At 71.3% G+C, this 23190-nt stretch carries 26 protein-coding genes; 13 read left to right on the plus strand and 13 right to left on the minus strand.

From position 1 onward, the window contains the following. Nucleotides 1-108 precede the first annotated feature (108 nt). The 3 genes from ACFXJ5_RS32040 to ACFXJ5_RS32050 form a co-directional block, all read right to left on the minus strand. Nucleotides 109-783, minus strand: coding sequence for an HAD-IA family hydrolase (locus ACFXJ5_RS32040; protein ID WP_384638876.1), 675 nt, complete (start codon nucleotides 781-783; stop codon nucleotides 109-111). A gap of 160 nt (nucleotides 784-943) precedes the next feature. Next, nucleotides 944-1450, minus strand: coding sequence for a hypothetical protein (locus ACFXJ5_RS32045; RefSeq protein WP_384639071.1), 507 nt, complete (start codon nucleotides 1448-1450; stop codon nucleotides 944-946). A gap of 88 nt (nucleotides 1451-1538) precedes the next feature. After that, a complete protein-coding gene (locus ACFXJ5_RS32050; RefSeq protein ID WP_384638879.1) occupies nucleotides 1539-2438 on the minus strand; it encodes a peptidoglycan-binding protein in 900 nt (299 codons plus the stop codon). A 145-nt stretch (nucleotides 2439-2583) separates the two neighbouring features. Here ACFXJ5_RS32050 and ACFXJ5_RS32055 point away from each other — a divergent pair, with 145 nt between their 5' ends. The 3 genes from ACFXJ5_RS32055 to ACFXJ5_RS32065 all read left to right on the plus strand — a co-directional run bounded on the left by ACFXJ5_RS32055 (nucleotide 2584) and on the right by ACFXJ5_RS32065 (nucleotide 5871). Beyond that, the gene (locus ACFXJ5_RS32055) at nucleotides 2584-4644 is read left to right on the plus strand and encodes a DHA2 family efflux MFS transporter permease subunit (RefSeq protein WP_384638881.1); all 2061 of its coding nucleotides are present in this window, start codon (nucleotides 2584-2586) and stop codon (nucleotides 4642-4644) included. 88 nt (nucleotides 4645-4732) lie between these two features. Beyond that, nucleotides 4733-5380: a hypothetical protein gene (locus ACFXJ5_RS32060; protein ID WP_384638884.1), complete on the plus strand. Its 648-nt coding sequence runs from the start codon at nucleotides 4733-4735 to the stop codon at nucleotides 5378-5380. Then, nucleotides 5380-5871: a hypothetical protein gene (locus ACFXJ5_RS32065; RefSeq protein WP_384638886.1), complete on the plus strand. Its 492-nt coding sequence runs from the start codon at nucleotides 5380-5382 to the stop codon at nucleotides 5869-5871. The genes ACFXJ5_RS32060 and ACFXJ5_RS32065 overlap by 1 nt, the downstream gene beginning before the upstream one ends. On the opposite strand, the gene ACFXJ5_RS32070 is transcribed toward ACFXJ5_RS32065, so the two are convergent. Next, a complete protein-coding gene (locus tag ACFXJ5_RS32070) occupies nucleotides 5851-6165 on the minus strand; it encodes an antibiotic biosynthesis monooxygenase family protein (RefSeq protein ID WP_384638889.1) in 315 nt (104 codons plus the stop codon). The two genes, ACFXJ5_RS32065 and ACFXJ5_RS32070, sit on opposite strands and share 21 nt — an antisense overlap. A gap of 66 nt (nucleotides 6166-6231) precedes the next feature. Between ACFXJ5_RS32070 and ACFXJ5_RS32075 the strand changes: the two genes are divergently transcribed. The 4 genes from ACFXJ5_RS32075 (at nucleotide 6232) to ACFXJ5_RS32090 (ending at nucleotide 8962) form a co-directional block, all read left to right on the plus strand. Then, nucleotides 6232-6498 carry a DUF2087 domain-containing protein gene (locus ACFXJ5_RS32075; RefSeq protein WP_384638891.1) on the plus strand — a complete coding sequence of 89 codons (267 nt, stop codon included), beginning with the start codon at nucleotides 6232-6234 and terminating at the stop codon, nucleotides 6496-6498. 2 nt (nucleotides 6499-6500) lie between these two features. After that, the gene (locus ACFXJ5_RS32080; RefSeq protein WP_384638894.1) at nucleotides 6501-7055 is read left to right on the plus strand and encodes a GNAT family N-acetyltransferase; all 555 of its coding nucleotides are present in this window, start codon (nucleotides 6501-6503) and stop codon (nucleotides 7053-7055) included. A 94-nt stretch (nucleotides 7056-7149) separates the two neighbouring features. Further along, complete coding sequence (locus ACFXJ5_RS32085; protein ID WP_384638897.1) at nucleotides 7150-7770, plus strand: GrpB family protein; 621 nt, start codon at nucleotides 7150-7152, stop codon at nucleotides 7768-7770. Nucleotides 7771-7846: 76 nt separating this feature from the next. Beyond that, a complete protein-coding gene (locus ACFXJ5_RS32090; RefSeq protein WP_384638900.1) occupies nucleotides 7847-8962 on the plus strand; it encodes a peptidoglycan recognition family protein in 1116 nt (371 codons plus the stop codon). Here ACFXJ5_RS32090 and ACFXJ5_RS32095 read toward each other — a convergent pair. Further along, complete coding sequence (locus ACFXJ5_RS32095) at nucleotides 8959-10206, minus strand: cytochrome P450 (RefSeq protein WP_384638903.1); 1248 nt, start codon at nucleotides 10204-10206, stop codon at nucleotides 8959-8961. The two genes, ACFXJ5_RS32090 and ACFXJ5_RS32095, sit on opposite strands and share 4 nt — an antisense overlap. Nucleotides 10207-10419: 213 nt before the next feature. On the opposite strand from ACFXJ5_RS32095, the gene ACFXJ5_RS32100 reads away from it, so the two are divergent. Continuing rightward, a complete protein-coding gene (locus ACFXJ5_RS32100) occupies nucleotides 10420-11589 on the plus strand; it encodes a steroid 3-ketoacyl-CoA thiolase (RefSeq protein WP_384638906.1) in 1170 nt (389 codons plus the stop codon). Between the two features lie 302 nt (nucleotides 11590-11891). Here the strand turns inward: ACFXJ5_RS32100 and ACFXJ5_RS32105 are convergent, their stop codons facing one another. Further along, nucleotides 11892-12896 (minus strand): MBL fold metallo-hydrolase, encoded by a 1005-nt coding sequence (locus ACFXJ5_RS32105; protein ID WP_384638909.1) that lies wholly within the window; start codon nucleotides 12894-12896, stop codon nucleotides 11892-11894. 103 nt (nucleotides 12897-12999) lie between these two features. On the opposite strand from ACFXJ5_RS32105, the gene ACFXJ5_RS32110 reads away from it, so the two are divergent. From ACFXJ5_RS32110 to ACFXJ5_RS32120, 3 genes are all read left to right on the plus strand, one after another. Continuing rightward, nucleotides 13000-14484: an aldehyde dehydrogenase gene (locus tag ACFXJ5_RS32110; protein WP_384638912.1), complete on the plus strand. Its 1485-nt coding sequence runs from the start codon at nucleotides 13000-13002 to the stop codon at nucleotides 14482-14484. Next, on the plus strand, nucleotides 14481-14720 hold the full coding sequence (locus ACFXJ5_RS32115) for a ferredoxin (RefSeq protein WP_384638915.1): 240 nt from the start codon (nucleotides 14481-14483) through the stop codon (nucleotides 14718-14720). Before ACFXJ5_RS32110 ends, ACFXJ5_RS32115 begins: the two co-directional genes overlap by 4 nt. 209 nt (nucleotides 14721-14929) lie before the next feature. Then, nucleotides 14930-15559 (plus strand): hypothetical protein, encoded by a 630-nt coding sequence (locus tag ACFXJ5_RS32120; RefSeq protein WP_384638918.1) that lies wholly within the window; start codon nucleotides 14930-14932, stop codon nucleotides 15557-15559. Between the two features lie 27 nt (nucleotides 15560-15586). On the opposite strand, the gene ACFXJ5_RS32125 is transcribed toward ACFXJ5_RS32120, so the two are convergent. The 7 genes from ACFXJ5_RS32125 to ACFXJ5_RS32155 form a co-directional block, all read right to left on the minus strand. Continuing rightward, a complete protein-coding gene (locus ACFXJ5_RS32125; protein ID WP_384638921.1) occupies nucleotides 15587-16240 on the minus strand; it encodes a helix-turn-helix domain-containing protein in 654 nt (217 codons plus the stop codon). A gap of 352 nt (nucleotides 16241-16592) precedes the next feature. Then, entirely contained in the window at nucleotides 16593-17219 is a 627-nt protein-coding gene (locus ACFXJ5_RS32130) for an HAD family hydrolase (RefSeq protein WP_384638924.1), read from the minus strand. Then, on the minus strand, nucleotides 17216-18142 hold the full coding sequence (locus tag ACFXJ5_RS32135) for a metallophosphoesterase family protein (protein ID WP_384638927.1): 927 nt from the start codon (nucleotides 18140-18142) through the stop codon (nucleotides 17216-17218). Before ACFXJ5_RS32135 ends, ACFXJ5_RS32130 begins: the two co-directional genes overlap by 4 nt. 30 nt (nucleotides 18143-18172) lie before the next feature. Next, nucleotides 18173-18595: an SRPBCC domain-containing protein gene (locus tag ACFXJ5_RS32140; protein WP_384638930.1), complete on the minus strand. Its 423-nt coding sequence runs from the start codon at nucleotides 18593-18595 to the stop codon at nucleotides 18173-18175. After that, entirely contained in the window at nucleotides 18592-18903 is a 312-nt protein-coding gene (locus ACFXJ5_RS32145; RefSeq protein WP_384638933.1) for an ArsR/SmtB family transcription factor, read from the minus strand. The genes ACFXJ5_RS32140 and ACFXJ5_RS32145 overlap by 4 nt, the downstream gene beginning before the upstream one ends. Nucleotides 18904-20126: 1223 nt before the next feature. Further along, a complete protein-coding gene (locus ACFXJ5_RS32150; RefSeq protein WP_384638936.1) occupies nucleotides 20127-20768 on the minus strand; it encodes a GNAT family N-acetyltransferase in 642 nt (213 codons plus the stop codon). A 41-nt stretch (nucleotides 20769-20809) separates the two neighbouring features. Beyond that, nucleotides 20810-21478 (minus strand): TetR family transcriptional regulator, encoded by a 669-nt coding sequence (locus ACFXJ5_RS32155; RefSeq protein ID WP_384638939.1) that lies wholly within the window; start codon nucleotides 21476-21478, stop codon nucleotides 20810-20812. A 245-nt stretch (nucleotides 21479-21723) separates the two neighbouring features. On the opposite strand from ACFXJ5_RS32155, the gene ACFXJ5_RS32160 reads away from it, so the two are divergent. Together ACFXJ5_RS32160 and ACFXJ5_RS32165 are read left to right on the plus strand one after the other, a co-directional pair. Next, nucleotides 21724-23046: a glycosyltransferase family 4 protein gene (locus ACFXJ5_RS32160; protein ID WP_384638942.1), complete on the plus strand. Its 1323-nt coding sequence runs from the start codon at nucleotides 21724-21726 to the stop codon at nucleotides 23044-23046. Beyond that, nucleotides 23046-23189 carry a hypothetical protein gene (locus tag ACFXJ5_RS32165; protein ID WP_384638945.1) on the plus strand — a complete coding sequence of 48 codons (144 nt, stop codon included), beginning with the start codon at nucleotides 23046-23048 and terminating at the stop codon, nucleotides 23187-23189. The genes ACFXJ5_RS32160 and ACFXJ5_RS32165 overlap by 1 nt, the downstream gene beginning before the upstream one ends. Nucleotide 23190: the final 1 nt, after the last annotated feature.

The raw sequence follows: 23190 nt of genomic DNA on the forward strand, positions 1-23190 counted from the left end.
CGCGCTCGTACTGGGCCGTACTTGCGTGATTCGGCAACGCCGCAGATGGCCGTGCCAGGGCGGCGAGCGGGGCAAACGTTGCCGGGCGCGGCACTGGCTCAGGGCTGGTCAGCCGATGTGGAGGACGAGGCCGCCGTCCGCGGTGGCCTCGACCCGCACCTGCTCCAGGGAGTCCACGTGGGCGGTCGGGCCGTGCGCGGCGGCCCGGGGGCCGACGCCGACGACGCGCATTCCGGCGGCGCGGCCGGCGGCTATGCCGACCTCGGAGTCCTCGAAGACGACGCAGTCCTCCGGGCCGAAGCCCAGCTCGGCCGCGCCCTTGAGGAAGCCCTCGGGGTCCGGCTTGCTGGCGCTCACCCGTTCCGCCGTCACCATGATCTCCGGCAGCGGAAGCCCGGCCGCCTGCATGCGGGCGCGGGCGAGGGCGTCGTCGGCGGAGGTGACGAGTGCGTGCGGCAGGGCCTGGAGGGCGGCCATGAAGGCGGGCGCTCCGGCGATCGGCAGGACGCCGTTCACGTCGGCGGTCTCCTGGGCGAGCAGCTCACGGTTCTCCGCGAGGTTCTGCTCCATGGGGCGGTCCGGCAGTAGCACCGCCATCGTGGCGTAGCCCTGGCGGCCGTGTACGACCTTCATGACGGCGTCGGCGTCCAGGCCGTGCCGGGCGGCCCAGCCGCGCCAGCAGCGCTCGACCACCGCGTCGGAGTTGACCAGCGTGCCGTCCATGTCGAGGAGCAGCGCGCGGGCGGACAGCGCAGCAGTGGACGGGGTCGTGGACTGCGGCATACGTGCTCCTCGTTCGTACTCAGTGGCCCCGCCCGCCGGTCAGGGAAAACGGGCGGAACCACTTTGTTCCTACACGATACAAAACCCGAGGGGCTTTACGCCAGGGGGGTCACGCGGTCAGTCGATGAACGGCAGGGGGCCAGTCCGTGTACGGCAGGGGTCAGTCCACGTACTGCAGCAGCCCCCACGTGAAGTGCGCCACGCGCGCCCCGCCGTCCTCCGGGTCCGTGAACCCCAGCCGCCAGCGGCTGGGCGCGTCGCCCTCCATCGGCACGGCGGGCGCGAACGCCCTGGCCACCTCGTCGACCGTGCACGACCACGGCTTCAGATCCTCGGTCGCACGCAGCGCCGGCCCGGCCTCGCCCGGGGCGCGGATCAGCCACTCGTTCCACGTGGCGGTCCCTCGCGGCGCGCACAGCACCTCGAAGCACAGGCTCGGCCACAGCGGTACCGGCCACCGCAGCGCCCGGAACGTCAGGTCGCCCACCCGGCGGGTCTCCTCCGCCTCCGGCTCGCCCAGTGCCATCCGGTACCGCCGCTCGCCCCGGGGCCCGTGGCGGCCGTGCCCCCAGGCCTGCCAGCGGCGGTTGGCCTCGCGGAGGTCGGCGTGGCTCGCGCCGAGCGTGCGGAGGGCGTCCTCGACCAGGGCGGGCTGGTGGTCCGCCATGCGGCGGAGCAGGACGAGCTGGAATTCCGCCGGGCCGAAGCCGTCTGTCACCACGGGCCGATTCTGTCACCCGGCCCGCCCCGGGCTCCTACGGATAGGTCGTCTTCGACTCCAGCGAGGCCCGCGTATGGGCGCCGTAGACGCCGTCCGGGTCGCCCTTGACGCCGTAGATGGCCTGGTAGCGGGAGACGGCGTCGCGGACGGCAGAGGTGTAGTTGCCGTCCACGGTGCCGTTGTAGAGCCAGACCTTGTGGAGCCGGGTCTGGAGCTCGACGACCTCGGGGCCGTGGTCGCCCATGCTGAGGACCGGGGCGGAGGTGGGCGAGGCGGAGCGGCGCGGCGACGGGGAGCTGCTCGCCGACCGGGAGGGCGAGCGCGAGGCGGAGACGCCCGTGGAGCCCGAAGCGGCGCTGCGGGAGGCCGACGCCGAGGCGGAGGCCGATGCGGACCGGGAGGCGGAGGCGGACGGGGCGCGCGAGACGGAGGCGCCGGCGGAGGGAAGGACGAGCTGGGGTGCGGAGGTGTCGCTGTCCGGCAGGACCCGCTCGGAGCTGTCGCTGCCGGCGAGGAGCTGTGTGGCGAGGACGACCGCGCCGACGACGACAGCGGTCGCCGCGACGGCGGCGGCGGCGACAACGACCGGCCCCCGGCGGCGGCCGGGCTCGTCGTCGTAGGCTTCCGGATCGCCGTACGGCTCCGGATCGGCGTCGTACGGCTCCGAGCCCTCGGGCGGTTCCGGCGGCGCGGCCGCGGCGTCGGCGGCCTCTGCGGGCTCCACGACGTACGGCTCGGGAACGGCGCCGCCCGGCTCCCCGCCCGAACCGGAGACCGCCACATAGGGCCGTACCCGCAGCGGATGGAAGTCCGCCGCCTCGGCCACCGCGTCCTCCCGCTGGGCCGCGCGCGTGGCGCAGCCGCAGCCGGGTCTGCCGTCGACCTCGGCCGGCGCGTTGCACGTCGCGCAGCGCTCCGTCATTTCCGTCGCCACCGCCTACCTCCCCTGGACGCTGTGATTATGCAGACCGACACAGACCGTGCACAGGCTCACCCCCCGCCCAGCCGGGCGCGCAAATAGCGCCAATACCGTCGATCAGTGTGAATATTGACCGGAGAATCAAGGCGAGGAGCGCGGCATGGCGCAGAACACGACCTCCGAAGCGCCCCCCGAGGGCCCGACGACGGCCGCCGCCAAGCGCAGTGTGAACCTGGCGATCGGCGCCCTCGCCCTCGGCCTGCTGCTGGCCGCGCTGGACCAGACGATCGTCTCGACCGCCCTGCCCACCATCGTCAGCGAACTCGGCGGCATTCAGCATCTGTCCTGGGTGGTCACCGCCTACCTGCTCGCGTCCACCGCCGCGACCCCGCTCTGGGGAAAGCTCGGCGACATGTACGGGCGGAAGAAGCTCTTCCAGACCGTCATCGTCATCTTCCTCATCGGCTCCGCCCTCTGCGGCATCTCCCAGAACATGGCCGAACTCATCGCCTTCCGCGCCCTCCAGGGCCTCGGCGGCGGCGGCTTGATCGCGCTGTCGATGGCGATCGTCGGCGACATCGTGCCGCCGCGCGACCGAGGCCGCTACCAGGGCGTGTTCGGCGGGGTGTTCGGCGCGTCGAGTGTCCTGGGGCCGCTGCTGGGCGGGGTGTTCGTGGACAACCTCAGCTGGCGCTGGGTCTTCTACATCAACCTGCCCATCGGCCTGATCGCCCTCGCCGTCATCGCCTCCGTCCTGCACATCCCGGTACGCCGCACCAGCCACCGCATCGACTACCTCGGCATGGCCGCGGTCGCCGCCGCCGCGACCTCCCTGGTCCTCATGGCCTCCCTCGGCGGTACGACCTGGGCCTGGAGCTCTCCGCAGATCATCGGTCTCGCGGTGCTCGGCTGCGTACTGATCGTGGCCTTCGTCCTCATCGAGCGCCGCGCCGTCGAACCCGTCATGCCCCTGCGCCTCTTCCGGATCCGCACCTTCTGGCTCTGCTCGGTCATCTCCTTCGTCATCGGCTTCGCGATGTTCGGGGCGATGACCTTCCTGCCCACCTTCCTCCAGGTGGTGCACGGATACTCGCCGACCCTGTCCGGCGTGCACATGATCCCGATGGTGATCGGCATGCTCGTGGCGTCGACCGGCTCCGGCCAGATCGTCTCCCGCACCGGCCACTACAAGATCTTCCCGATCCTCGGCACGGCGGTCACCGCCGTCGGCCTGTTCCTCCTGCACCAGCTCGACGAGTTCACCAGCACCTGGGTGATGAGCGGGTACTTCGTCGTCTTCGGATTCGGGCTCGGCCTGGTCATGCAGGTGCTGATCCTCGCCGTGCAGAACGCGGTCGGTTACGAGAACCTGGGCGCGGCCACGTCCGGCGCGACCTTCTTCCGGTCGATCGGCGCGTCCTTCGGCGTCTCGATCTTCGGCACCATCTTCGCCAACACGCTGGGCGACAAAATCGCCGCCGCCCTGGTGGGCAAGCCCCTCCCGGCCGGCTTCAACCCGTCGACCATCACCTCCGACCCGCGCGCGGTCGGCCGGCTCCCGGCGGACGTGCGGCCCGCCGTGCTGCACGCCTACTCCACCGCGATCACGAGCGTGTTCCTCTACGCGGTGCCGGTGGTCCTCGTCGCGTTCGTACTGGCGTGGTTCCTCAAGGAGGAGCCGCTGCGCGGCTCGGTGACCGTCCCCGACGCGAGCGAGACCATCGGCACCAACCCCGTCGAACGCTCCTCGCTGGACGAGATCGCCCGCGGGCTCGCCATCCTCGGCAGCCGCGACGCCCGGCGCGATCTGTACACGCGCATCACCACGATGGCCGGGCTCGACCTCTTCCCCGGCTCCAGCTGGCTGCTGTTGCGGATCGCGAAGGCCGGACCGGCCGACCCGGTCGACCTCGCCCTGAAGACCACCGTGCCGCGCGAGGTCATCGAACGGGCGGCGGTGGAGGTCGAGGAGTGGCATCTCGCCCGCCGCGAGGGCAATCCGCTGGTCCTCACCGAACGCGGCCAGGAAGTCGCCGCGCTCCTCATCGAGGCCCGCCGCAAAGTGCTCGCTGACCTGCTCGGCGACTGGGACCCCGACCGCCACGCCGAACTCGCGGCACTACTCAGCAAGCTCACCGGCGAGTTGTGCGGAGGAGACACCGACCGCCCCGGTGGCCAGAGAGACTCCGCCAAATACAGGCCCGGCGAGGCGGTCACCTGACGTAGCCGGCGTTTCAGCGCGGTCCTGGCGGCAACCCGATGCCCAACGGCACTTGTTCCGTCCGAAGGTCCAGCCCTGAGAGGCAGCTATGACAACCGGCATCATCATCGCCGCGATCGTGATCGTCCTCGCGCTCGTCGCCGCGGTCGGATTCGGCATCGTACGGCGGCCCGGCAGCGGCGCGGGCAGCCTGCGGCGGCGCTTCGGCCCCGAGTACGAGCGCGCTGTGGAGCGGCACGACGGAGACACGGCTGCCGCCCGCGAGGAGCTGCAGGAGCGGCTGCGGCGGCACGGCGAGATCAAGGCGCGGCCGCTGAGTTGGCAGGAGCGGGAGCGCTACTCGGCCGAATGGACCGGCGTCCAGGAGCAGTTCGTGGATTCCCCTGCCCAGGCCGTCGGTCAGGCCGAGGCGCTGCTCGGTCGCCTGGTCCACGAGCGCGGCTACCCGGAGGCCGAGTCCGGCGAGCAGATCGACGCCCTGTCCGTCCACCAGCCCCGGTACGTCCAGACGTACCGCGACGTGCGGTCGGCCGTCGCCCGGGCACAGAAGGGCGAGGGCTCGACCGAAGAGCTGCGCACGGTTCTCGTACGCGCCCGCGGGCTCTTCGACGAACTCGTCAAGCCCGGCCCGCAGGACCCCGACCCGCACCACGGCAACGCCAAGGGCAACGGCAATGGCAATGGCAGCAAGCACCGTGCCGGCCGCCTTCACCTCTCGTCGAGGAGCAACAGCTGATGAATGAGCAGCGACACGCCGAATCGGCCGATCGCACCGTCAACCCCGAATCCACTGACCGGCCCGAGTCCGCCAGGCCTGCGCAGCGGCCCGAGCCGACCAGGCCGACCGAGCGGACCGAGCCCGTCAAGCAGACCGAACGGCCCGAGCCGACCAGGCCGACCGAGCCGCCCAGGCGGCCCGACCGGCCCGAGCCCACCAGGCAGGCCGAGTACGCCGCCCAGCGCCCGCCTGAGCCGCCCGAGAAGGTCAACGGCGACGCGGACAAGCTCACCCTGCGCCTCCAGCAGGCCGTCACCGGCTTCGTCGACCAGCCGCGCCACGCGGTCGAGGAGGCCGACCACGTCCTGGACGAGGCACTGGCCCGCCTGCGTTCCTCGTGGCAGGGCCAGGGCGCCGGCGCCAAGGCCGCCGACACCGAGGAACTGCGGGTCGTCCTGCGCCAGTACCGCGAAGTCGTACAGCGGCTGCTAAGCCCGCGGGCCGGCTGACTGAACGACCTCGAACGACCACAGGGTGGAGCCGCTCGCCGCGGGCTTCGGGCGATCGGCCCCACCCTGGTGCGCGGCCTGCATCGGGCCGGACATCCAGGCCTGGAAGTCCTCCTCGCTCCGCCAGCGGGTGTACACCAGGTAGCTGTCGGTGCCCTCGACCGGGCGCAGCAGCTCGAACCACTCGAAGCCGTCCGAGCCCTCCACGGACCCGGCCCGCGAGGCGAACCGCTTCTCCAGGACCTCCCGCTGCTCAGCGGGGACGGCCAGCACATTGATCTTCACGACGCTCATGCCGTCCATACTGCCCCACCCCTAAATGCGGTGCTGGTGGGGGACGGGGTGTGCCACGCTTCCGCCATGTCCGCCACCAGCGCCCACGAGGTGTCCGCGCTCTTCTCCCGAGGCCGCCTGACCTCCATCCCGCGCCGCACAGCCCGCCGGGAACAGCTCCTGGCCCACCTCGCCGAGACCCTCTTCGAGCAGGGCCGTGACTACACCGAGCCCGAGGTCAACCACGCCCTCCTCACCGTCCACGACGACTGCTCGGCCCTGCGCCGTTACCTCGTCGTCGGCGGCTGGCTCACCCGCCCCCGGGACTGCAGCGTCTACCGGCGAGCCCGGTAACCATGACCAGTACGTTCCCCGAAACCGTCCTGAAGTCGGACCGCCTCGTCCTGCGCCCCTTCGAGGCCGCCGACATCGCCGACGCCGCCGCGGCCTGCTCCGACGAACTCACCCAGCGCTGGCTGCCGCTGCCCAACCCCTACACCCTTGACCACGCCACGGACTGGTGCACCCGCACCGCCCACGAGCTGCGCGAATCGGGCGACGGCGTCCAGTTCGCCGTCACCGACGCCCCCTCGGGCCGGCTCCTCGGCGCGATTGGCCTCAACCGCACCAGCTGGAGCTCCCTCGTCACCGAGATCGGCTACTGGACGGCCCCCTGGGCCCGCGGCCAGGGCATCGCCGTCGACGCCACCCGCCTCCTCGCCGCCTGGGCCCTCACCGACCAGAACTTCGCCCGCACCGAGGTCCGCGCCGCCACCGCCAACGCCGCCTCCCAACGCGTCGCCCTCAAGGCCGGCCTCCACCAAGAGGGCATCCTCCGCAACGCCGGCTTCGTCCACGCCGGCCGCGTCGACCTCGTGCTGTTCTCACTGGTCCCGTCAGACCTGCGCTGAGGGCACCGCGCGGCTCGGGCACGACGGGAGCTGTCGGGGTGGACCGAAAACTGCTCGATCTGCCAGGCAGGCGCGGGTGCGTACACTCGGCCGAATGCCTACCGACGTATCTCCCCCTCGCCCGGTCGTGGTGCCGTACGACCCCGCGTGGCGGCCGCAGGCGACCGCGCTGCTGACCGAACTACGTTCCGCGCTGGGGCCGTTGGGGCTGCGGGCCGAGCACATCGGCAGTACGTCGATCCCGGGGATGGATGCCAAGCCGATCCTTGACCTCCAGCTCAGCGTCGGTGACCTGGATGCGGCGGCGGAGGCGTTCGGGCGGGCGTTGGGCGAGCGGGGGTTCGAGCGGTTGCCGTACGAGAGGGATCACGTGCCGGCCGGGCGCGAGGATGACCCGGGGCGCTGGGTGAAGCGGTACTGGCGGCGGCGCGGGCACCCCGGCCATCTGGACGTCAACCTCCATGTGCGGCTGGCCGGTTCGCCGAATGAGCGGCTGGCGCTGCTGTTCCGGGACTGGTTCCGGGCGCATCCGGAGGCGGTGCCGGCGTATGCGCGGTTCAAGAGGGTGCTGGCGGGATCGGTGGCCGATCTGGACGCGTACGTCGACGTCAAGGACCCGGTGGTGGACCTGGTGGTCGAGGTTGCCGAGTCGTGGGCGGGCGCGACGGGGTGGACGGTGGGACCCCGACGGGCGGGGGGCGGGAGGGCCCGGTAGGGTCCGTTGACAGTTGAAGCGTCCTGTGACGACGCCGGGCGCGCAGTGAGATGCAAGGAACCGAAAGGTCACCTCCATGTCCCATCCCCCCACCACGCCGTCCCACCGCGCGAAGTCGCGCCTGTCGCGCCGGGGCGTGATCGGGGCCGCCGGAGCGGTGGCCGCCGGCGCGGCTGTGACGCCGATGGTGTTCGCGGCCACCGAAAGCGACGGGTCCACCACGTCCGCCGCGTCCACCGCCGGTACGAAGACCGAGAAGTTTCCGGAGACCCGGTCGAAGGCGGCCGGCGGCGCCGGAGCCGCCACCGTCGCTTTCCCGGTGAACTACGTGGGGCTGCGCTGGACCGGCGACCAGGACGGCGCCGGGATCCGCTTCGCGGACGCCTGGCAGGACGTCAAGGGTGACGGGTGCGCGAGCACGAACCTGAACGGCGGTGGAACGGCTCTGCTGGCCGCCCCGAATGCCACCGCGTACGACGTGAAGGCGCCGGACGGGGCGACCGACGTACGCTCGCTGGCGATCGACACCACGGGCGGCCCGCAGCGGAGCGTCGCGGTGCCGGCGGACACGACGCGGGTGCGCGGGGTGGCGTATCTGTCCCGTGCCGCGTGGGGCGCGGACGAGTCCCTGCGGTTCAAGGCGGACGGCACGGAGAACTCGCCGACGAAGTACTACCCGGCGCAGGTGCTGACGGTCCATCACACCGACACCCCGAACGGCGACCCGGACCCGGCCGCCACGGTCCGCGCGATCTACCAGTACCACGCGATCACGAACGACTGGGGCGACATCGGCTACCACTTCCTGATCGACGAGGCCGGCCGGATCTACGAGGGCCGCTACTCCGGCGACGACGGCATCCCGGCCCACGACAAGGACGGCAACGTCGTCACCGCCTTCCACACCGGCGGCTACAACTCCGGCAACCTGGGCATCGCCCTGCTCGGCACGCTGGTCGACCAGGGCCCGACGGACGCCGCCCGCAGCTCGCTCACCCGGCTGATCGCGGTCCTGACCCGGTTCCACGGGCTCGACCCGCAGGCGAAGGTGACATACGTCAACCCGGTCAACGGCGTGACCAAGGACGTCACCACGGTCGGTGGCCACCGCGACTGGATGGCGACGGACTGCCCGGGCGCGACGATGTACGCGCTGCTCGACGACGTACGCAAAGCCGCCGCCAAGGGCTAAAGGCTGCCCTGGCCATAGGCGACCGGCAGCTCCTTCACGCCGTTGATCCACGCCGAGCGCAGCCGGCGTGGGTCGCCGGTGAGACGGATGCCGGGGAGGGTGTCGGCGATGGCGCCGAAGATCAGGCCGATCTCCATACGGGCCAGGCTGGCGCCGAGGCAGAAGTGGGGGCCGCCGCCGCCGAAGCCGAGGTGCGGATTCGGATCGCGGGTGATGTCGAAGGCCTCGGGGCGGTCGAAGACCTCGGGGTCGTTGTTGGCGGAGGCGTAGAAGAGCCCCACCCGGTCCCCGGCCTTGATCTGCGCGCCGCCGAGTTCGGTGTCGCGGGTGGCGGTCCGCTGGAAGGACGTGATGGGGGTGGCCCACCGTACGATCTCGTCGGCCGTGGTCGAAGGGCGCTGCGCCCGGAAGACCTCCCACTGCTCAGGATGGGTGAGGAAGGCGTGCATGCCGTGGGTGATGGCGTTGCGCGTGGTCTCGTTGCCGGCGACGGCGAGGGTGAGGACGAAGAAGCCGAACTCGTCGTCCGTCAGATTGCCCTCGTCCTCCGCGGCCACGAGCTTGGTGACGATGTCGTGGGCCGGGCAGGCCTTGCGCTCGGCGGCCATGTTCATGGCGTAGGAAATAAGCTCGATCGAAGCGTTGGTGCCGATCTCCTCGGTGATGGCGAGTTCGGGGTCGTCGTAACCGACCATCGTGTTCGACCAGTCGAAGATCTTGGCGCGGTCCTCCTGCGGGACGCCGATCAGGTCGGCGATGGCCTGGAGCGGCAGTTCGGCGGCGATCTCGGTGACGAAGTTGCCGCTCTTGCGTGCCGCCGCGCCGGAGACGATGCGCTCGGCGCGCTCGCGCAGTGAGTCCTCCAGGGCCCGGATCGCCCGCGGGGTGAAGCCGCGCTGGACGATCTGGCGGAGCCGGGTGTGCTCGGGCGGGTCCTGGTTGAGGATGATCAGCTGCTGGGCGTCGATCCGGTCGCGCCGCATGTGCTCGTTGAAGCGGATGATCGCGGTGTTGGTACGCGAGGAGAAGACCTCGGGCGCCACGGAGACCGCTTTGACGTCGGCGTGGCGGGTGACGGCCCAGTAGCCGTCGTCGCCGAACCCGGCGATGCCGTGCGGCTGTCGGACCCACCACACCTGGTCGCTCTGGCGCAGCGCCGCGAGTTCGGGGAGCGGGATGGCCTGCTGGTTGACGCCCGGGTCGGTGAAGTCGAAGCCTTCGGAAATGACGGGGCAGGAGGACATCGGCCACTCCAAGTCTGACGGTCAATCAGATCGTATGCGCCGTTGACGGTAGTAACGGGTTCTCCAAGTCGCAAGGGAAGTGACACCACGGATTGTGTGCACGACCCTTGCGTGCCCCTACCGCCGGTAAGCAGACTGCATGTGGAACTAGAACGCGTACTAGTTCTGCCCGCGGGCGCCGGGACGCCCCGCGGCCGAGGAGAGGACGAGGTCATGGCCGCAGAACCCGTCATCGTCGAAGCTGTACGCACCCCCATAGGCAAGCGCGGCGGCGCGCTCGCCAACCTCCACCCCGCCTACCTTCTGGGCGAGACCTACCGCGAACTGCTCGGCCGCACCGGCATCCAACCCGATGCCGTCGAGCAGATCGTCGGCGGCACCGTCACCCACGCCGGCGAGCAGTCCATGAACCCCGCGCGCAACGCCTGGCTCGCCTGCGGACTGCCGTACGAGACCGCCGCGACGACCGTGGACTGTCAGTGCGGCTCCTCCCAGCAGGCCAACCACATGGTCGCCAACATGGTCGCCGCCGGCGTCATCGACATCGGCATCGGATGCGGCGTCGAGGCCATGTCCCGCGTGCCGCTGGGCAGCGGATCCAAACACGGGCCGGGCAAGCCCTTCCCCGACGAGTGGAACGTAGACCTGCCCAACCAGTTCGAGGCCGCCGAGCGCATCGCGCGCCGCCGCGGAATCACTCGCGAGAACGTCGACCGCCTCGGGCTCATCTCCCAGGAACGCGCCGCCCGCGCCTGGGCCGAGGAACGCTACAAGCGCGAGACCTTCGCCGTACAAGTCCCCACCACCGAAGAGGAACAACTCGCCGGACAGGGCATGTGGCGCCTCGTCGACCGCGACCAGGGCCTGCGCGACACCACCATGGACGCCCTCGCCGGCCTCAAGCCCATCATGCCCACCGCCGTCCACACCGCCGGCAACTCCTCCCAGATCTCCGACGGCGCCGCCGCCGTCATGTGGGCCTCCAAACGCATGGCCCGCGCCCTCCGGCTCAAGCCCCGCGCCCGCATCGTCGCCCAGGCCCTGGTCGGCGCCGACCCCCACTACCACCTCGACGGCCCCATCGACGCGACCAAAGCCGTCCTCGGCAAAGCCGGCATGTCCCTCAACGACATCGACCTCGTCGAGATCAACGAGGCCTTCGCCTCCGTCGTCCTCTCCTGGGCCCAGGTCTTCGACCAGGACCTCGAAAAGGTCAACGTCAACGGCGGCGCCATCGCCCTCGGCCACCCCGTGGGAGCCACCGGCGCCCGCCTGATCACCACCGCCCTCCACGAACTCGAGCGTACGGACAAGGAGTTCGCCCTCATCACCATGTGCGCCGGCGGCGCACTGGCCACGGGGACGATCATCCAGCGCCTCTGATTCTTCGGAGCCCCGCATGGTGCTTCTTTGGAACCCCGCATGGTGCAGAGGAAGACGGCGGGGAGGTCCGGGGTCGCACCCACCAACCCACGTCACCCACCCGGTAGGCAACGACGGCGGGGAGGTGCGGGGTCGCAGGGGTGGGGGTTCTGGACGCTCCGCATATTTGTGTGCGGCATGCCGGGTGAGGCAGCGGAGGGGCCGTCACGCACGTAAATATGTCGGTCCAGGACCCCCAGCCCCGGAGGCCCCGGACCGGCACCACGACCGGCACCGCAAACCGGCACCGCAACCGGCACCCGTCACACAGCGCGATACGTCACCGGGTCGCTCCCTGGAACCGCCTCCGCCAGCCCTGCCTTCACCAGTCGCCGCAAGTGAGCCTCCGCCTCGCTGACCGCGATGTTCCGCGACCCGTAAGGGATCTGCTCCCACGGCCGGTTCCACTCCATCACCTCGGCCAGCTCCCACGGCGTCCGTGGCGCCCCCGCGACGAGCCCCCGCAACGCCGCCAGCCGCTCCGCATGATGCGCCAGCAGCTCCCGCACCCGCCCGGCCGCGTCGCCGAAGGCGTACTGGTGGGCCGGCAGCACCTCCGCCGGGTCCAGGCGGCCGATCCGCTCGAGGGAGTCCAGGTAGTCGCCGAGCGGATCGGTCACCGTGGCGTCCTCCGGGTCCTCGTAGAGGCCGATGTGCGGGGTGATCCCGGGCAGAAGGTGGTCCCCGGAGAAGAGCCGCCCCCGGTCCTCGTCGTAGAGGCATACGTGCCCCGGGGTGTGCCCCGGCGTCCACACCGCCCGCAGCCGCCGCCCGGCCAGCGGCAGCCGCTCGCCCGGCACGATCTCCCGGTCCGGCAGCGCCGCCCGGGTCCCCGGCAGGGTCCGCATCCGCCCGTCCGCCTTCGCCGCGCGCAGTGGCGCGAGGTGCTCGTCGGGCGCCCCGGCGGCGGCGAGCCTGGTGAGCAGGTAGTCCACCCAGACGCCGGGATCGGCGGCGCGCGTGCGCTCCACGACAGCGATGTCGGCCGCGTGCATGGCGATCCACGCGCCGGACGCCTCCCGCACCTTCGCCGACAGGCCGTGGTGGTCGGGGTGGTGGTGGGTGACCAGAACGCCGTGGATGTCGGCGACGGACGTGCCGATGTCCGTCAGGCCGCGCGTGAGGGCCTCGTACGACTCCGGGTCGTCCCACCCGGTGTCGACGAGCACCGGCCCGCGGTCGGTGTCCATGGCGTACACCAGCGTGTGGCCGAGCGGATTGTCGGGGATCGGAACCTGGATGCTCCAGACGCCGCCGCCGTGGTCCATGGGATCCCCTCTCGCCCGATGCATTGCCCACCATAACTAGAACTGGTATCAGTTCTGAAGCAGTATCGATTCTGACGGCACGTCAGAGAGGATGGCCGGCGCCATGACCGAGCTCATCGAACACGGACAGATCGTCATCGGCGGGCAGTTGGTCGACCCGCTCGGCGACGACGGCGACACCCCGGGCACCATCGACGTCATCTCGCCCCACACCGAGCAGGTCATCGGCCGCGTACCGCACGCCTCCCGCGCCGACGTCGACCGGGCCGTCGCAGAAGCCCGCCGCGCCTTCGACGAAGGCCCCTGGCCCCGTACGCCCCTCGACGAGCGGATCGCCGTCGTCACCCGCATCAAGGACGCCGTGGCCGCCCGCCACGAGGAGATCGCCCGCCTCATCAGCAGCCAGAACGGCTCACCGATCTCCTGGAGCATCATGGGCCAGGCCCTGGGCGCCGTCATGGTCTGGGACGCCGCGATCCGCGTCGCCCGTGACTTCACGTACGAGGAGCGGCGCCCCGGCGTGCTCTGGCCCCTGGTCGTTCGCCGCGAGCCGGTCGGTGTCGTCGCCGCCGTCATCCCCTGGAACGTCCCCCAGTTCACCGCCGCCGCCAAGCTCGCCCCCGCACTGCTCGCCGGCTGCACCGCGATCCTCAAGCCGTCCCCCGAGGCCCCGCTCGACGCGTACGTCCTCGCGGAGATCGCCCGCGAGGCCGGGCTGCCGGACGGCGTGCTCTCCGTCCTGCCCGCCGACCGCGAGGTCAGCGAATACCTCGTCGGCCACCCCGGCATCGACCAGGTCTCCTTCACCGGCTCGGTCGCGGCCGGCAAGCGCGTCATGGAGGTCGCCGCCCGCAACCTCACCCGCGTCACCCTGGAGCTCGGCGGCAAGTCCGCCGCCATCATCCTCCCCGACGCCGACCTCGCCGCCACCGTCGCCGGCCTCGTCCCCTCCGCCTGGATGAACAACGGCCAGGCCTGCGTCGCCCAGACCCGCATCCTCGCCCCCCGCTCCCGCTACGACGAGATCGCCGAAGCCTTCGCCTCCGCTGCCTCCGCCCTCGTCACCGGCGACCCCCTCGACCCCGCCACCCAGGTCGGCCCCCTGGTCGCCCGCCGCCAACGCCGGCGCTCCCTCGACTACATCGCCCTCGGCCAGGCCGAAGGCGCCAAGGTCCTCACCGGAGGCGGCCGCCCCTCCGCCCAACCCACCGGCTGGTACGTGGAGCCCACCCTCTTCGGCGACGTCTCCAACACCATGCGTATCGCCCGCGAGGAGATCTTCGGCCCCGTCATCTGCCTCCTCCCCTACGACGACGAACCCGACGCCATCCGCATCGCCAACGACTCCGACTACGGCCTCTCCGGCAGCGTCTGGGCCGCCGACATCGAGCAGGGCATCGACATCGCCCGCCACATCCGCACCGGCACCTACAGCGTCAACACCTTCGCCCTCGACATGCTCGGCCCCTTCGGCGGCTACAAACACTCCGGCCTCGGCCGCGAATTCGGCCCCGAGGGCTACAGCGAATTCCTCGAACACAAAATGATCCAACTCCCGCCCGGCTACGCAGGGCCCACGGCCCCGTGACCGCCCCCGACCGCTGGCACATCGACGTCGATCGCACCGTCTGCATCGGCTCCGGCATGTGCGTCAACTCCGCCCCCAACGCCTTCAAACTCGACTCCGCCCGCCAATCCCACCCCCTCACCCCCGACTCCACCGCCGCCGAAACCGTCCTGGCAGCCGCCGAAGGCTGCCCCGTCGAGGCCATCACCATCACCCTGCGCGACACGGGGGAGGCGGTCTTCCCACCGGAGGAGTAAGGGCGGGCGCCGGTCACGCGGCGACGCCGACGCGGACGCCGGGCGCCGGTGCCCTTTCCCTCCCGGTTGGGCGTGCTTCGGCCTCAAGGCAGCCTTAAGGCAACTTCAAGCCGGTGAACGGATTGGGAGATCTTCCTCGTCGCTTCGTACTGGCTGGTGGACGCGCGCACCGCGTGAAGCCGGCCTCACGAAAGGACATCGAGTCGCACATGACGCGAAAGAGGACACTGAGCCGTAAGAAGAAGGCAGCGGCACTCGTCGGCGCGGCTGCGCTGGTCGGCGGGATCGCGATCGTCACGACCGGCATCAGCCACGCGTCGGTGGTCTGCGACGGGCTGGACACGGCACTGCGCAACAACCAGAACTTCATCGCCGACCAGAAGGCGCATCCTGACGCCCAGTCGGCTGCCCGGATAGCCAACCGGGAGGCCGTGATCAAGCAGATCGGCGTGCAGCGCGAGGCGTCCGGATGCGGGGCGGCGGTCGCAGGCGCGCAGCCGTCGGCGAGCGCGTCGGTTGCCCCGACGACAGCAGCCCCGGCCACGTCGGCCGCCGCATCCGTCGCGCCGTCCGCATCGGTCGCGCCGGCCGGGGCCGTGGTCTGCGCCGGCTCGACGGTGACGCTTTCGGGTGAGGCGGGGGCGCCGGCGGCGTCCAGCAACCAGTTCCCGCAGGGTACGAAACTCAAGGTGACGAACCTGGACAACAACAAGTCGACGGTGGTCACCGTGACCTCGACGTCGGGCAGTTGTGCCCTGCTGAACAACGCGGCGTTCGAGCTGGTCCGAGAGCCCGGCAAGTTCCTGATCCGGCACGCCGTGATCGAACGCGTCGGATAGCGCCCCCCGGCGGGGCCCGGCCCCTGCCTAGGCGGCCGCCGCATCCTCCCGGCACTCCCGGCAGTGGCCCGGGTCCGGTGCCCGGAAGCCGCGTTCGCAGCCCTCGCAGACCTGCATCGGTTCCGGCCGAGCGGGACCCTGCGGGGGCGCGGCGGGGAGCGCGGGCGGCATCAACTCCCGGAGCCGCCAGGCGATCAGCCCTGCGGGCTTGGCGATCTCGCCGACCGGCAGCAGTCCGCACAGGACGGCCCGCGCCTGCTCCGGCGTGACGCCGCGCTCCAGCCAGGCGCTCAGGCCGGGGGCCAGGCGCCGTACGTCCCGTCCCGACAGCACCAGCCGCTCATCGCACCCCCGCAGCCCCGCCAGCACGGCGGCCGCCACCGGATCCACGGGCCCCTCCGGGACCGGCTCGGTCCTGGGCCCGGGCCTGGGCGCCGCCCTCTCCCGTACGACCGGAGCCGCCGGAGCCGCCCCCGGCCGCTCGAAGAACGTCGTCCGCGTCACCATCCTGCCGTCCGCCAACCGCTCCCGCCGCCGCTCCAGATACCCGGCGGCCTCCAGTTCCCGCAACGCCCGGGCGATCGTCATCTCGCCCTCCCGGAAGCGCGCCGTCAACTCCCGGATCCCCACGGGCACCCCATCGGGCAACGACTGGATATACACCGCGATACCGATCGCCACCGCTGAAAGCTCGCGGTTCTGGGCGAGGTGATTGCCGACCACGGTGAACCGTTCGGCGTGATGGTGACGGACGTGCCGGACCCCGGCATGGGGCCCCGCGCTAAACTGCGCTGAAGTCATTGGGAAGGTGCTTCTTCCTGGTGGTCAGGCCCTCGATCGGGATGCCAGTCCCGGCCGGGGGCCGTCGTCTGTGTGCGGTTGTTCGCGCGACCGTACCGCGTTCGTCCGAACATCTGCCACCTCGTCACCCCAAGGGGTGATACGGGCAGTTGGGATGGACTTGGTGAAGTTCTCTCCCCACGTGCTTGGGAAGACCTCGCCCCTCACCGCCTCCCGGCCCACCGCGTCGCGACTACCCACGACCCGGAAACGCAAGAACCTCGACCAGCTGCTCAACTCGCTGATAGTGCAGGCCGGTCATGCCGACCGCGCCCGCCGCAGTGACGTTGCCGAGCGTGTCATCCACGAACAAGCAACGCGAGGCAGCGACCCCCGCTCGCTCCGCGGCGATACGGAAGACGACCTCGTCCGGCTTCGCCGCCCCGACACGCGACGAGTTCACGATCCCGTCGAACGCATCCCTCACCCCGAGCCGAGCCAGGTCGGCCTCCAGCCGCGTCGTCGCGTTCGACACCAGCACCACGGGCACGTACTGACGCGCTGTGGTCAGCAGGCTCAGCACCTCTCCGTCGACCCGCCCCTCCTGCGCCTCCCAACTGGCCACCGCTGCCTTTGCCTTGGCCAACGACCCGCAGGCCTCCGCCAAATCCTCGGCGACCGACGCCCGCCACTCCTCATCCGTAACCACCCCCCTCACGGCGGGCCCCAGCCGCTCCTCCCGAAACGCCGCCGCAGCCAGCGTCCCCGCCGCCAGCCCGTACTCCCGGTCCACGGCCGACATCCCGTCCGGATCCCACAGCCGCAGCACGCCGTCGATGTCGCACAGCACAGCGTCGAAGGGGACGGGGACGGTGCTCATGGGGTGGGCCTGCCGTTCTGCTTGCCGGGGAGGGGTTCGGGGCGGAGTTTTGCGATGGCGGAACGGAGTTGGGCTTCATCCAGTTCGTAGACGGTTTCGCCGGTGTGGGGGTCGCGGGCGTGGAGGGTGTGGAAGAGGGGGGAGTGGGGGGTGCCGAGGTGGACGAGGGTGGCGGAGGCGCCGCGGACGGCGCGGTTGGTGTCGGCCGGGGCGGTGAGGTCGATGCGGTTGACGACGCCGGGGGTTACCCAGACGGGGGCCGACTCGAGGTGGCCGAAGAGCTGGAGGTGGAAGTGGCCGCAGAGGATGAGTTGGACGTCGGTGCCGCGAATCGCGTCGGCCAGGTCGGACGGGTTCTGCAGTCCGAGGACGCGCTGGATCTCGATGCCGAGGTTGATCGGGGGGTGGTGGAAGACCAGGACGGTCCCGTGGGGCGCGGGGGTGTTGAGGATGTCGCGTAGCCAGTCGAGTTGGGCGCGGGTGATCCGGCCGTAGACCTTGCCCGGGACGAGCGAGTCGAGGGTGATGAAGCGGTAGCCGTCGATGTGGCTTACGGCGGCGCGTTCGCCGTCCGGGGTGTCCGGGGAGGTAAGGACGGCGTCGGCTCGGTCGTCCCCGGCCGGGTCGAGATGACCGCTTCCCAGAGCTTGGGTGAAGGCGCGGCGTTCGTCGTGGTTGCCGGTGCTGTAGATCACCGGGGCGTCTCGTTCGAGGGCGAAGGCACGCACGATGTCGCGGGTGGCTGTGTACGCCTCCAGCGACCCGTCGTCGGCGATGTCCCCGCTGATCACGATGGCGTCGATGTCGCGCATGGACTGGAGGTCGGCGAGCATGCCGCGCAGTGCCTGGGTGGCGTTGACTCCGTTGGCATTTGGGGAGTCGGTGCGCTGGAGGTGGGTGTCGGACAGGTGGAGGATCCGCATGCCCAGGACGCTACAAGGCGGACTGGGTCTTTACATCGTGAGCTCGGCGAGCAACGCGGCGAGGCGGTCCAGGACGTGGGGCCAGCCGTCGCCCATGCCGTCGAAGGCGGCTTTGCCGAGGGGGGAGTTGAGGTCGAAGCCCTCCTGGGTGAGGAAGAGGCGGGTGCCGGTGCCTTCGGGTTCGAGGCGCCAGGTGATGGTGGTGTCGAGAGTGCCGGGGGCGAAGCTGTAGGCGAGGAGGCGTTCGGGGTCGACGGCGGTGACCTCGCAGGGCTGCTCGCCCCAGGGGCCCATGTCGAGGGTGAAGCGGTGGCCGAGGACGGGGCGTACATCGCCGGCGGCCCACCAGCGGGCGTGGAGGTCCGGGTCCGTGAGGGCGTGCCAGACGGCGGCCGGCGGGTGGGGGAGGAACTGGTCGCAGTGGATGGCGGTGGGCTCGGTGGGGCCGGTCATGGGTTCTCCTGGTCGAGGACGTCGCGCAGCGAGCGCATGCGGGCACGCCAGTAGTGCTCGAAGGGGTGCAGCCAGTCGCCGACCTCGGCCAGGGGCGCGGCCTCCAGGTGGTAGAAGCGCTGTCGGCCGCGCGGCTCCTCGCGTACGAGGCGGGCCTGCCGGAGCACTTGGAGGTGCTCGGAGATGGCGGGCCGACTCAGCTCGAACTGGCCGGCGAGGTCATTGACGGCGCGGGGGCCGTCCCGGAGGGACTCGAGCAGTCGGCGCCGGACGGGGTTGGCGAGTGCGCTGAAGACGTCTGTAGGCACGGCCACGACGATACGTCGGAGATTCCCGACGCGTCAAGTGTCGGGAATCTCCGACGCGTCGGCCTGCCGCGGCCGCTGCGCCGCTGAGTCCGGACGTGATGTCCGGGGGCTCAGGTCCGAGCCTGTCGGTGTCAGACGGTCGTCAGTCGCCTGATCGACCATGGCTGGGACCACTGGTCCGGGGGCCAGTCCTGGTTGTGACCTGACTCGTGGTCGGGGTGCTTCCAGGGGTCGGGGTGATCGTAGTAATCGTTGTGGCAGTCGTCCTTGTGGTCGCCGTGGTGACCGTGGCCATTCGGGTAGTTCGGGTAAGGCGGGTAGCCCGGGTGGGGCGGCGGGTAACCGGGGTAGTCCGGGTAGCCGGGGGCACCCGGTCCGGGGGGCCCAGCCGGTCCGGCGGGTCCGGCAGGTCCGGCAGGTCCGGCAGGTCCGGCAGGTCCGGCAGGTCCGGCAGGGCCTTGGGTACCGGGAGTGGAGGGTCCGGCGGGTCCCTGAGGTCCGATCGGGCCGGCAGGTCCGGCAGGTCCGGCAGGTTTGGTAGGGCCACCGCCCGGTCCAGTGGGTCCGGCATGGCCGGTGGGCCCGGTGGGCCCGGTGGGCCCGGTGGGCCCGGTGGGCCCGGTGGGCCCGGTGGGCCCGGTGGGCCCGGTGTTGGTGACCGTCGAAGCGGCCAGAAGGGCATAGTTGGTTGCGGTGCCGAGCTGCACGGGTGCCTGTGCGGCGTAGGCTATGCCCGATATCGGAGAAATGGCCGCCAGCAGCAGTGAGCCGGGCAGCAGCGCGAAAAACACTTTGAGTCGAGTGCGTGTGCGCCTCGCATGTGGAGAGGGCGACGCAATGGCGTTCACAGCCATGGACGAGACCTTTCTTGCGGCCTTGGGACGACCGTGGTGCCCAGATGCCACGTCAGGTGAGGCTTCCGGGGGCAAGCCACGGATTCCGGGCAGGCCAAGTCACCCGAGTGAGCCGCGGGCAGTGGTCTGCCTGGAAGGGTGACGTCTCATCACCCACACCTAAAAATGGGCCATGGGGACATAGGCGGCAATTCGTAAAGATCGGTTAAACGAGTGAATTGCACGCCCGTCACCCGTTCGCCTGGCCGCCGGAATTCGTAACTGCCCAGTGGGCGTGGGGAATCCGCAGCTGCCCGCCATCGGCGCGTCAATTCACGCCGCCCCGCGCCACCCCGGCCATCCGAGAAACCGGGAGGGGCTGGCCCCGGGCTATGCCCCGAAGAGCACCCGGCACGGCTCCAGCCCCGCCACCTCGACCGGCACCGTGCGGGTCGCCTCCCACGTCGCGCGGTCCAGGCGGAGCCGCTGGAGGGTGCGGGCCCGGCCGCGTACGGAGGCCACGGTCAGGCCGTCCGGCCGGTAGCCGAGCCGCCGCGAGACGCCCAGGGAGCGCGGGTTGTCGGTCATGGCGGCCGAGGTCGCGGAGTCGGCGCCCAGACCGGCAAAGGCCAAGTGGAGGACCGCCGCGCGCATTTCGGTGCCGATGCCCTGACCCTGGTGGGCGAGGCCGACCCAGGAGCCGGTGTCGGCCACGCGGGTCACGGCGAAGTCGGCGGCCGTCAGGTCCTGGCGGCCGAGGACCTTGCCGTCGCGGATGACCGCCAGGCTGAGGTGCCACTTCTCGGGACGCCACGCGGCGACCGTCCCCAGTACGTGCTGGAAGGTGGCCCGGGCCCGGGCGGCCGGGGGCTCGTCGGTCCACGGGACCGTGAACGGCATGGCGTCGGGGTCGTGGACGCCGTCCGCCGCCACCGCCGCGAGCTCGTCGAGCAGACGCAGGTCCGGCAGGCGCAGCTCAAGGCGCGGGGTCGTGATCCGCAGGCCGTACAGCGGCCAGAAGCGGGCTTCCATGACGAGAGGCTGCCGGAGTCGCGCCCGGGCCGTCGAACGAATTACGGCGCCGGGGGTGAAGGTGGCGCCGTGAGGTCGATCAGCCGGCAGACCATCTCGATGTCGATCTTGACCTGGGCGATCGAGGCCCGCCCGGAGAGCCAGGTGACCAGAGCTGAGTGCCAGGTGTGCTCGATCACCCGGACGGCGGAGAGCTGCTCGGGACTCGGCGGGGTGTCCAGGCCCATCGCGTCGAGGATGATCGCGGTGGTGAGGCGGGAGACGGTGTCGACCTCGGGGCTGACCGACCGGTCGGCGAAGGTCAGGGCCCTCACCATCGCGTCGGCGAGGTGGGGCTCGCGCTGCATGGCGCGGAAGGCCCGCATGAGGGTGTCGGCGACGCGGTCGGCGGGGCCGGCGGCGGCCGGGGGGTGCTTGCGCAGTGCCTCGTGGAGGTGTTCGAGCTGGTCCTGCATGGTGGCGACCAGCAGGTGGATCTTGGAGGGGAAGTAGCGGTAGAGGGTGCCGAGGGCGACGTTGGACTGCTCGGCGACCTCACGCATCTGGACGGCGTCGAAGCCGCCCCGGGACGCGAGGTGGGCGCTGGTGTGGAGGATGCGGCGGCGCCGGGCCTCCTGGCGCTCGGTCAGCGGCTGGGAGTCGGGGGAGCCGACGGCCGCACGGGACGAGCCGACGGCCGCACGGGACGAGGGTCTGGGGTCTGTCGCCATCCCTGCCGTTCCCCCGTTCCCTGTTCTCGTTCTCATTCGTGCCGCAGATGCCGTGCCGTGCTGACCGCGAGCCGCGGTGTGCATGATGGCAGGACCTGCACCGTGGTGCGAATCACCTGGTCCGGCTCTTTCCGGCCGCTGCGGTGCCGGTACATTCGAGCCCTGGACCAGAGAGTCTGAAACTTGTTCTACATTAGCGCGACCGGCTACGCTCCGGCTGAAGTGCTGTGAGAAGGGGGCCGTGAGTGACCGCAGAGGCCAGGCCGCTCCGGATCGCGCTGCTCAGCTACAAGGGCAACCCCTTCTGCGGGGGCCAGGGCGTCTACGTACGCCATCTGTCCCGCGAGCTCGCCCGGCTCGGGCACAGCGTCGAGGTGATCGGGGCGCAGCCGTATCCCGTACTGGACGGCGGCGTCGTCCTCACCGAGCTGCCGAGCCTCGACCTCTACCGGCAGCCGGACCCCTTCCGAACGCCGCGGCCCGGGGAGTTCCGGGACTGGATCGACGCCCTCGAAGTGGCCACGATGTGGACCGGGGGCTTCCCCGAGCCGCTGACCTTCTCCCTGCGCGCGCGACGCCATCTGGCCGCCCGGCGTGGCGAGTTCGACGTCGTGCACGACAACCAGACGCTCGGCTACGGGCAGCTCGGCTTCGGCGTGCCGCTGGTGACGACGATCCACCACCCCATCACCGTCGACCGCCGGCTCGACCTCGACGCCGCGCAGGGCCGGCTGCGCCGCGCCTCCGTCCGCCGCTGGTACGGCTTCACACGGATGCAGAAGCGGGTCGCCCGCCGCCTGCCGTCCGTGCTCACCGTCTCCGGATCGTCGCGACAGGAGATCGTGGACCACCTGGGCGTCGCCGAGGACCGGATCCACGTCGTGCACATCGGCGCCGACACCGACCTCTTCTCGCCCGACCCGGCCGTGCCGGAGGTGCCGGGGCGGATCGTGACGACCTCCAGCGCCGACGTACCCCTCAAGGGCCTGGTCCACCTGGTCGAGGCCCTCGCGAAGCTGCGCACCGAACACCCCGACGCCCACCTGGTCGTCGTCGGCAAGCGCGCCGACGACGGACCGGTCGCCGCCGCGATACAGCGGTACGGACTCGAAGGCGCCGTCGACTTCGTCAAGGGCATCAGCGACGCCGAACTCGTGAACCTGATTCGCTCTTCCCAGGTGGCCTGCGTGCCCTCCCTGTACGAGGGCTTCTCGCTGCCCGCCGCCGAGGCGATGGCCACCGGGACCCCGCTGGTGGCGACCACCGGCGGCGCGATCCCCGAGGTCGCCGGGCCGGACGGCGAGACCTGCCTGGCCGTGCCCCCCGGGGACGCGAGCGCCCTCGCGCACGGCCTCGGCCGGCTGCTCGCCGACGCCGGGCTGCGCCGCCGCCTCGGCCTGGCCGGGCGCGACCGGGTGCTGGCCCGTTTCACCTGGCGGCAGGCCGCCATCGGCACCGCCGAGCACTACCGCGCCGCCATCGCCGCACAGAGCGGCGCCGGTGAGGCCCCCGCCGGACGGACCGCCGCGCAGTCCACTGCGCTCACGCATGCGGGGAGGTCGTCGTGATGCCGCTTTCTGTCTCCCGTAGGCCTGAGCGCAGCGTCGCCCGCACCGCCGAGCACTACCGCGCCGCCATCGCCGCCCAGAGCGGCGCCGGTGAGGCCCCCGGAACCCCTGCCATACGCCCCGCCGCCCCCATCGCCGGATAAG

It is taken from the genome of Streptomyces sp. NPDC059373 (genome assembly GCF_042751495.1).
Classification (GTDB): domain Bacteria; phylum Actinomycetota; class Actinomycetes; order Streptomycetales; family Streptomycetaceae; genus Actinacidiphila.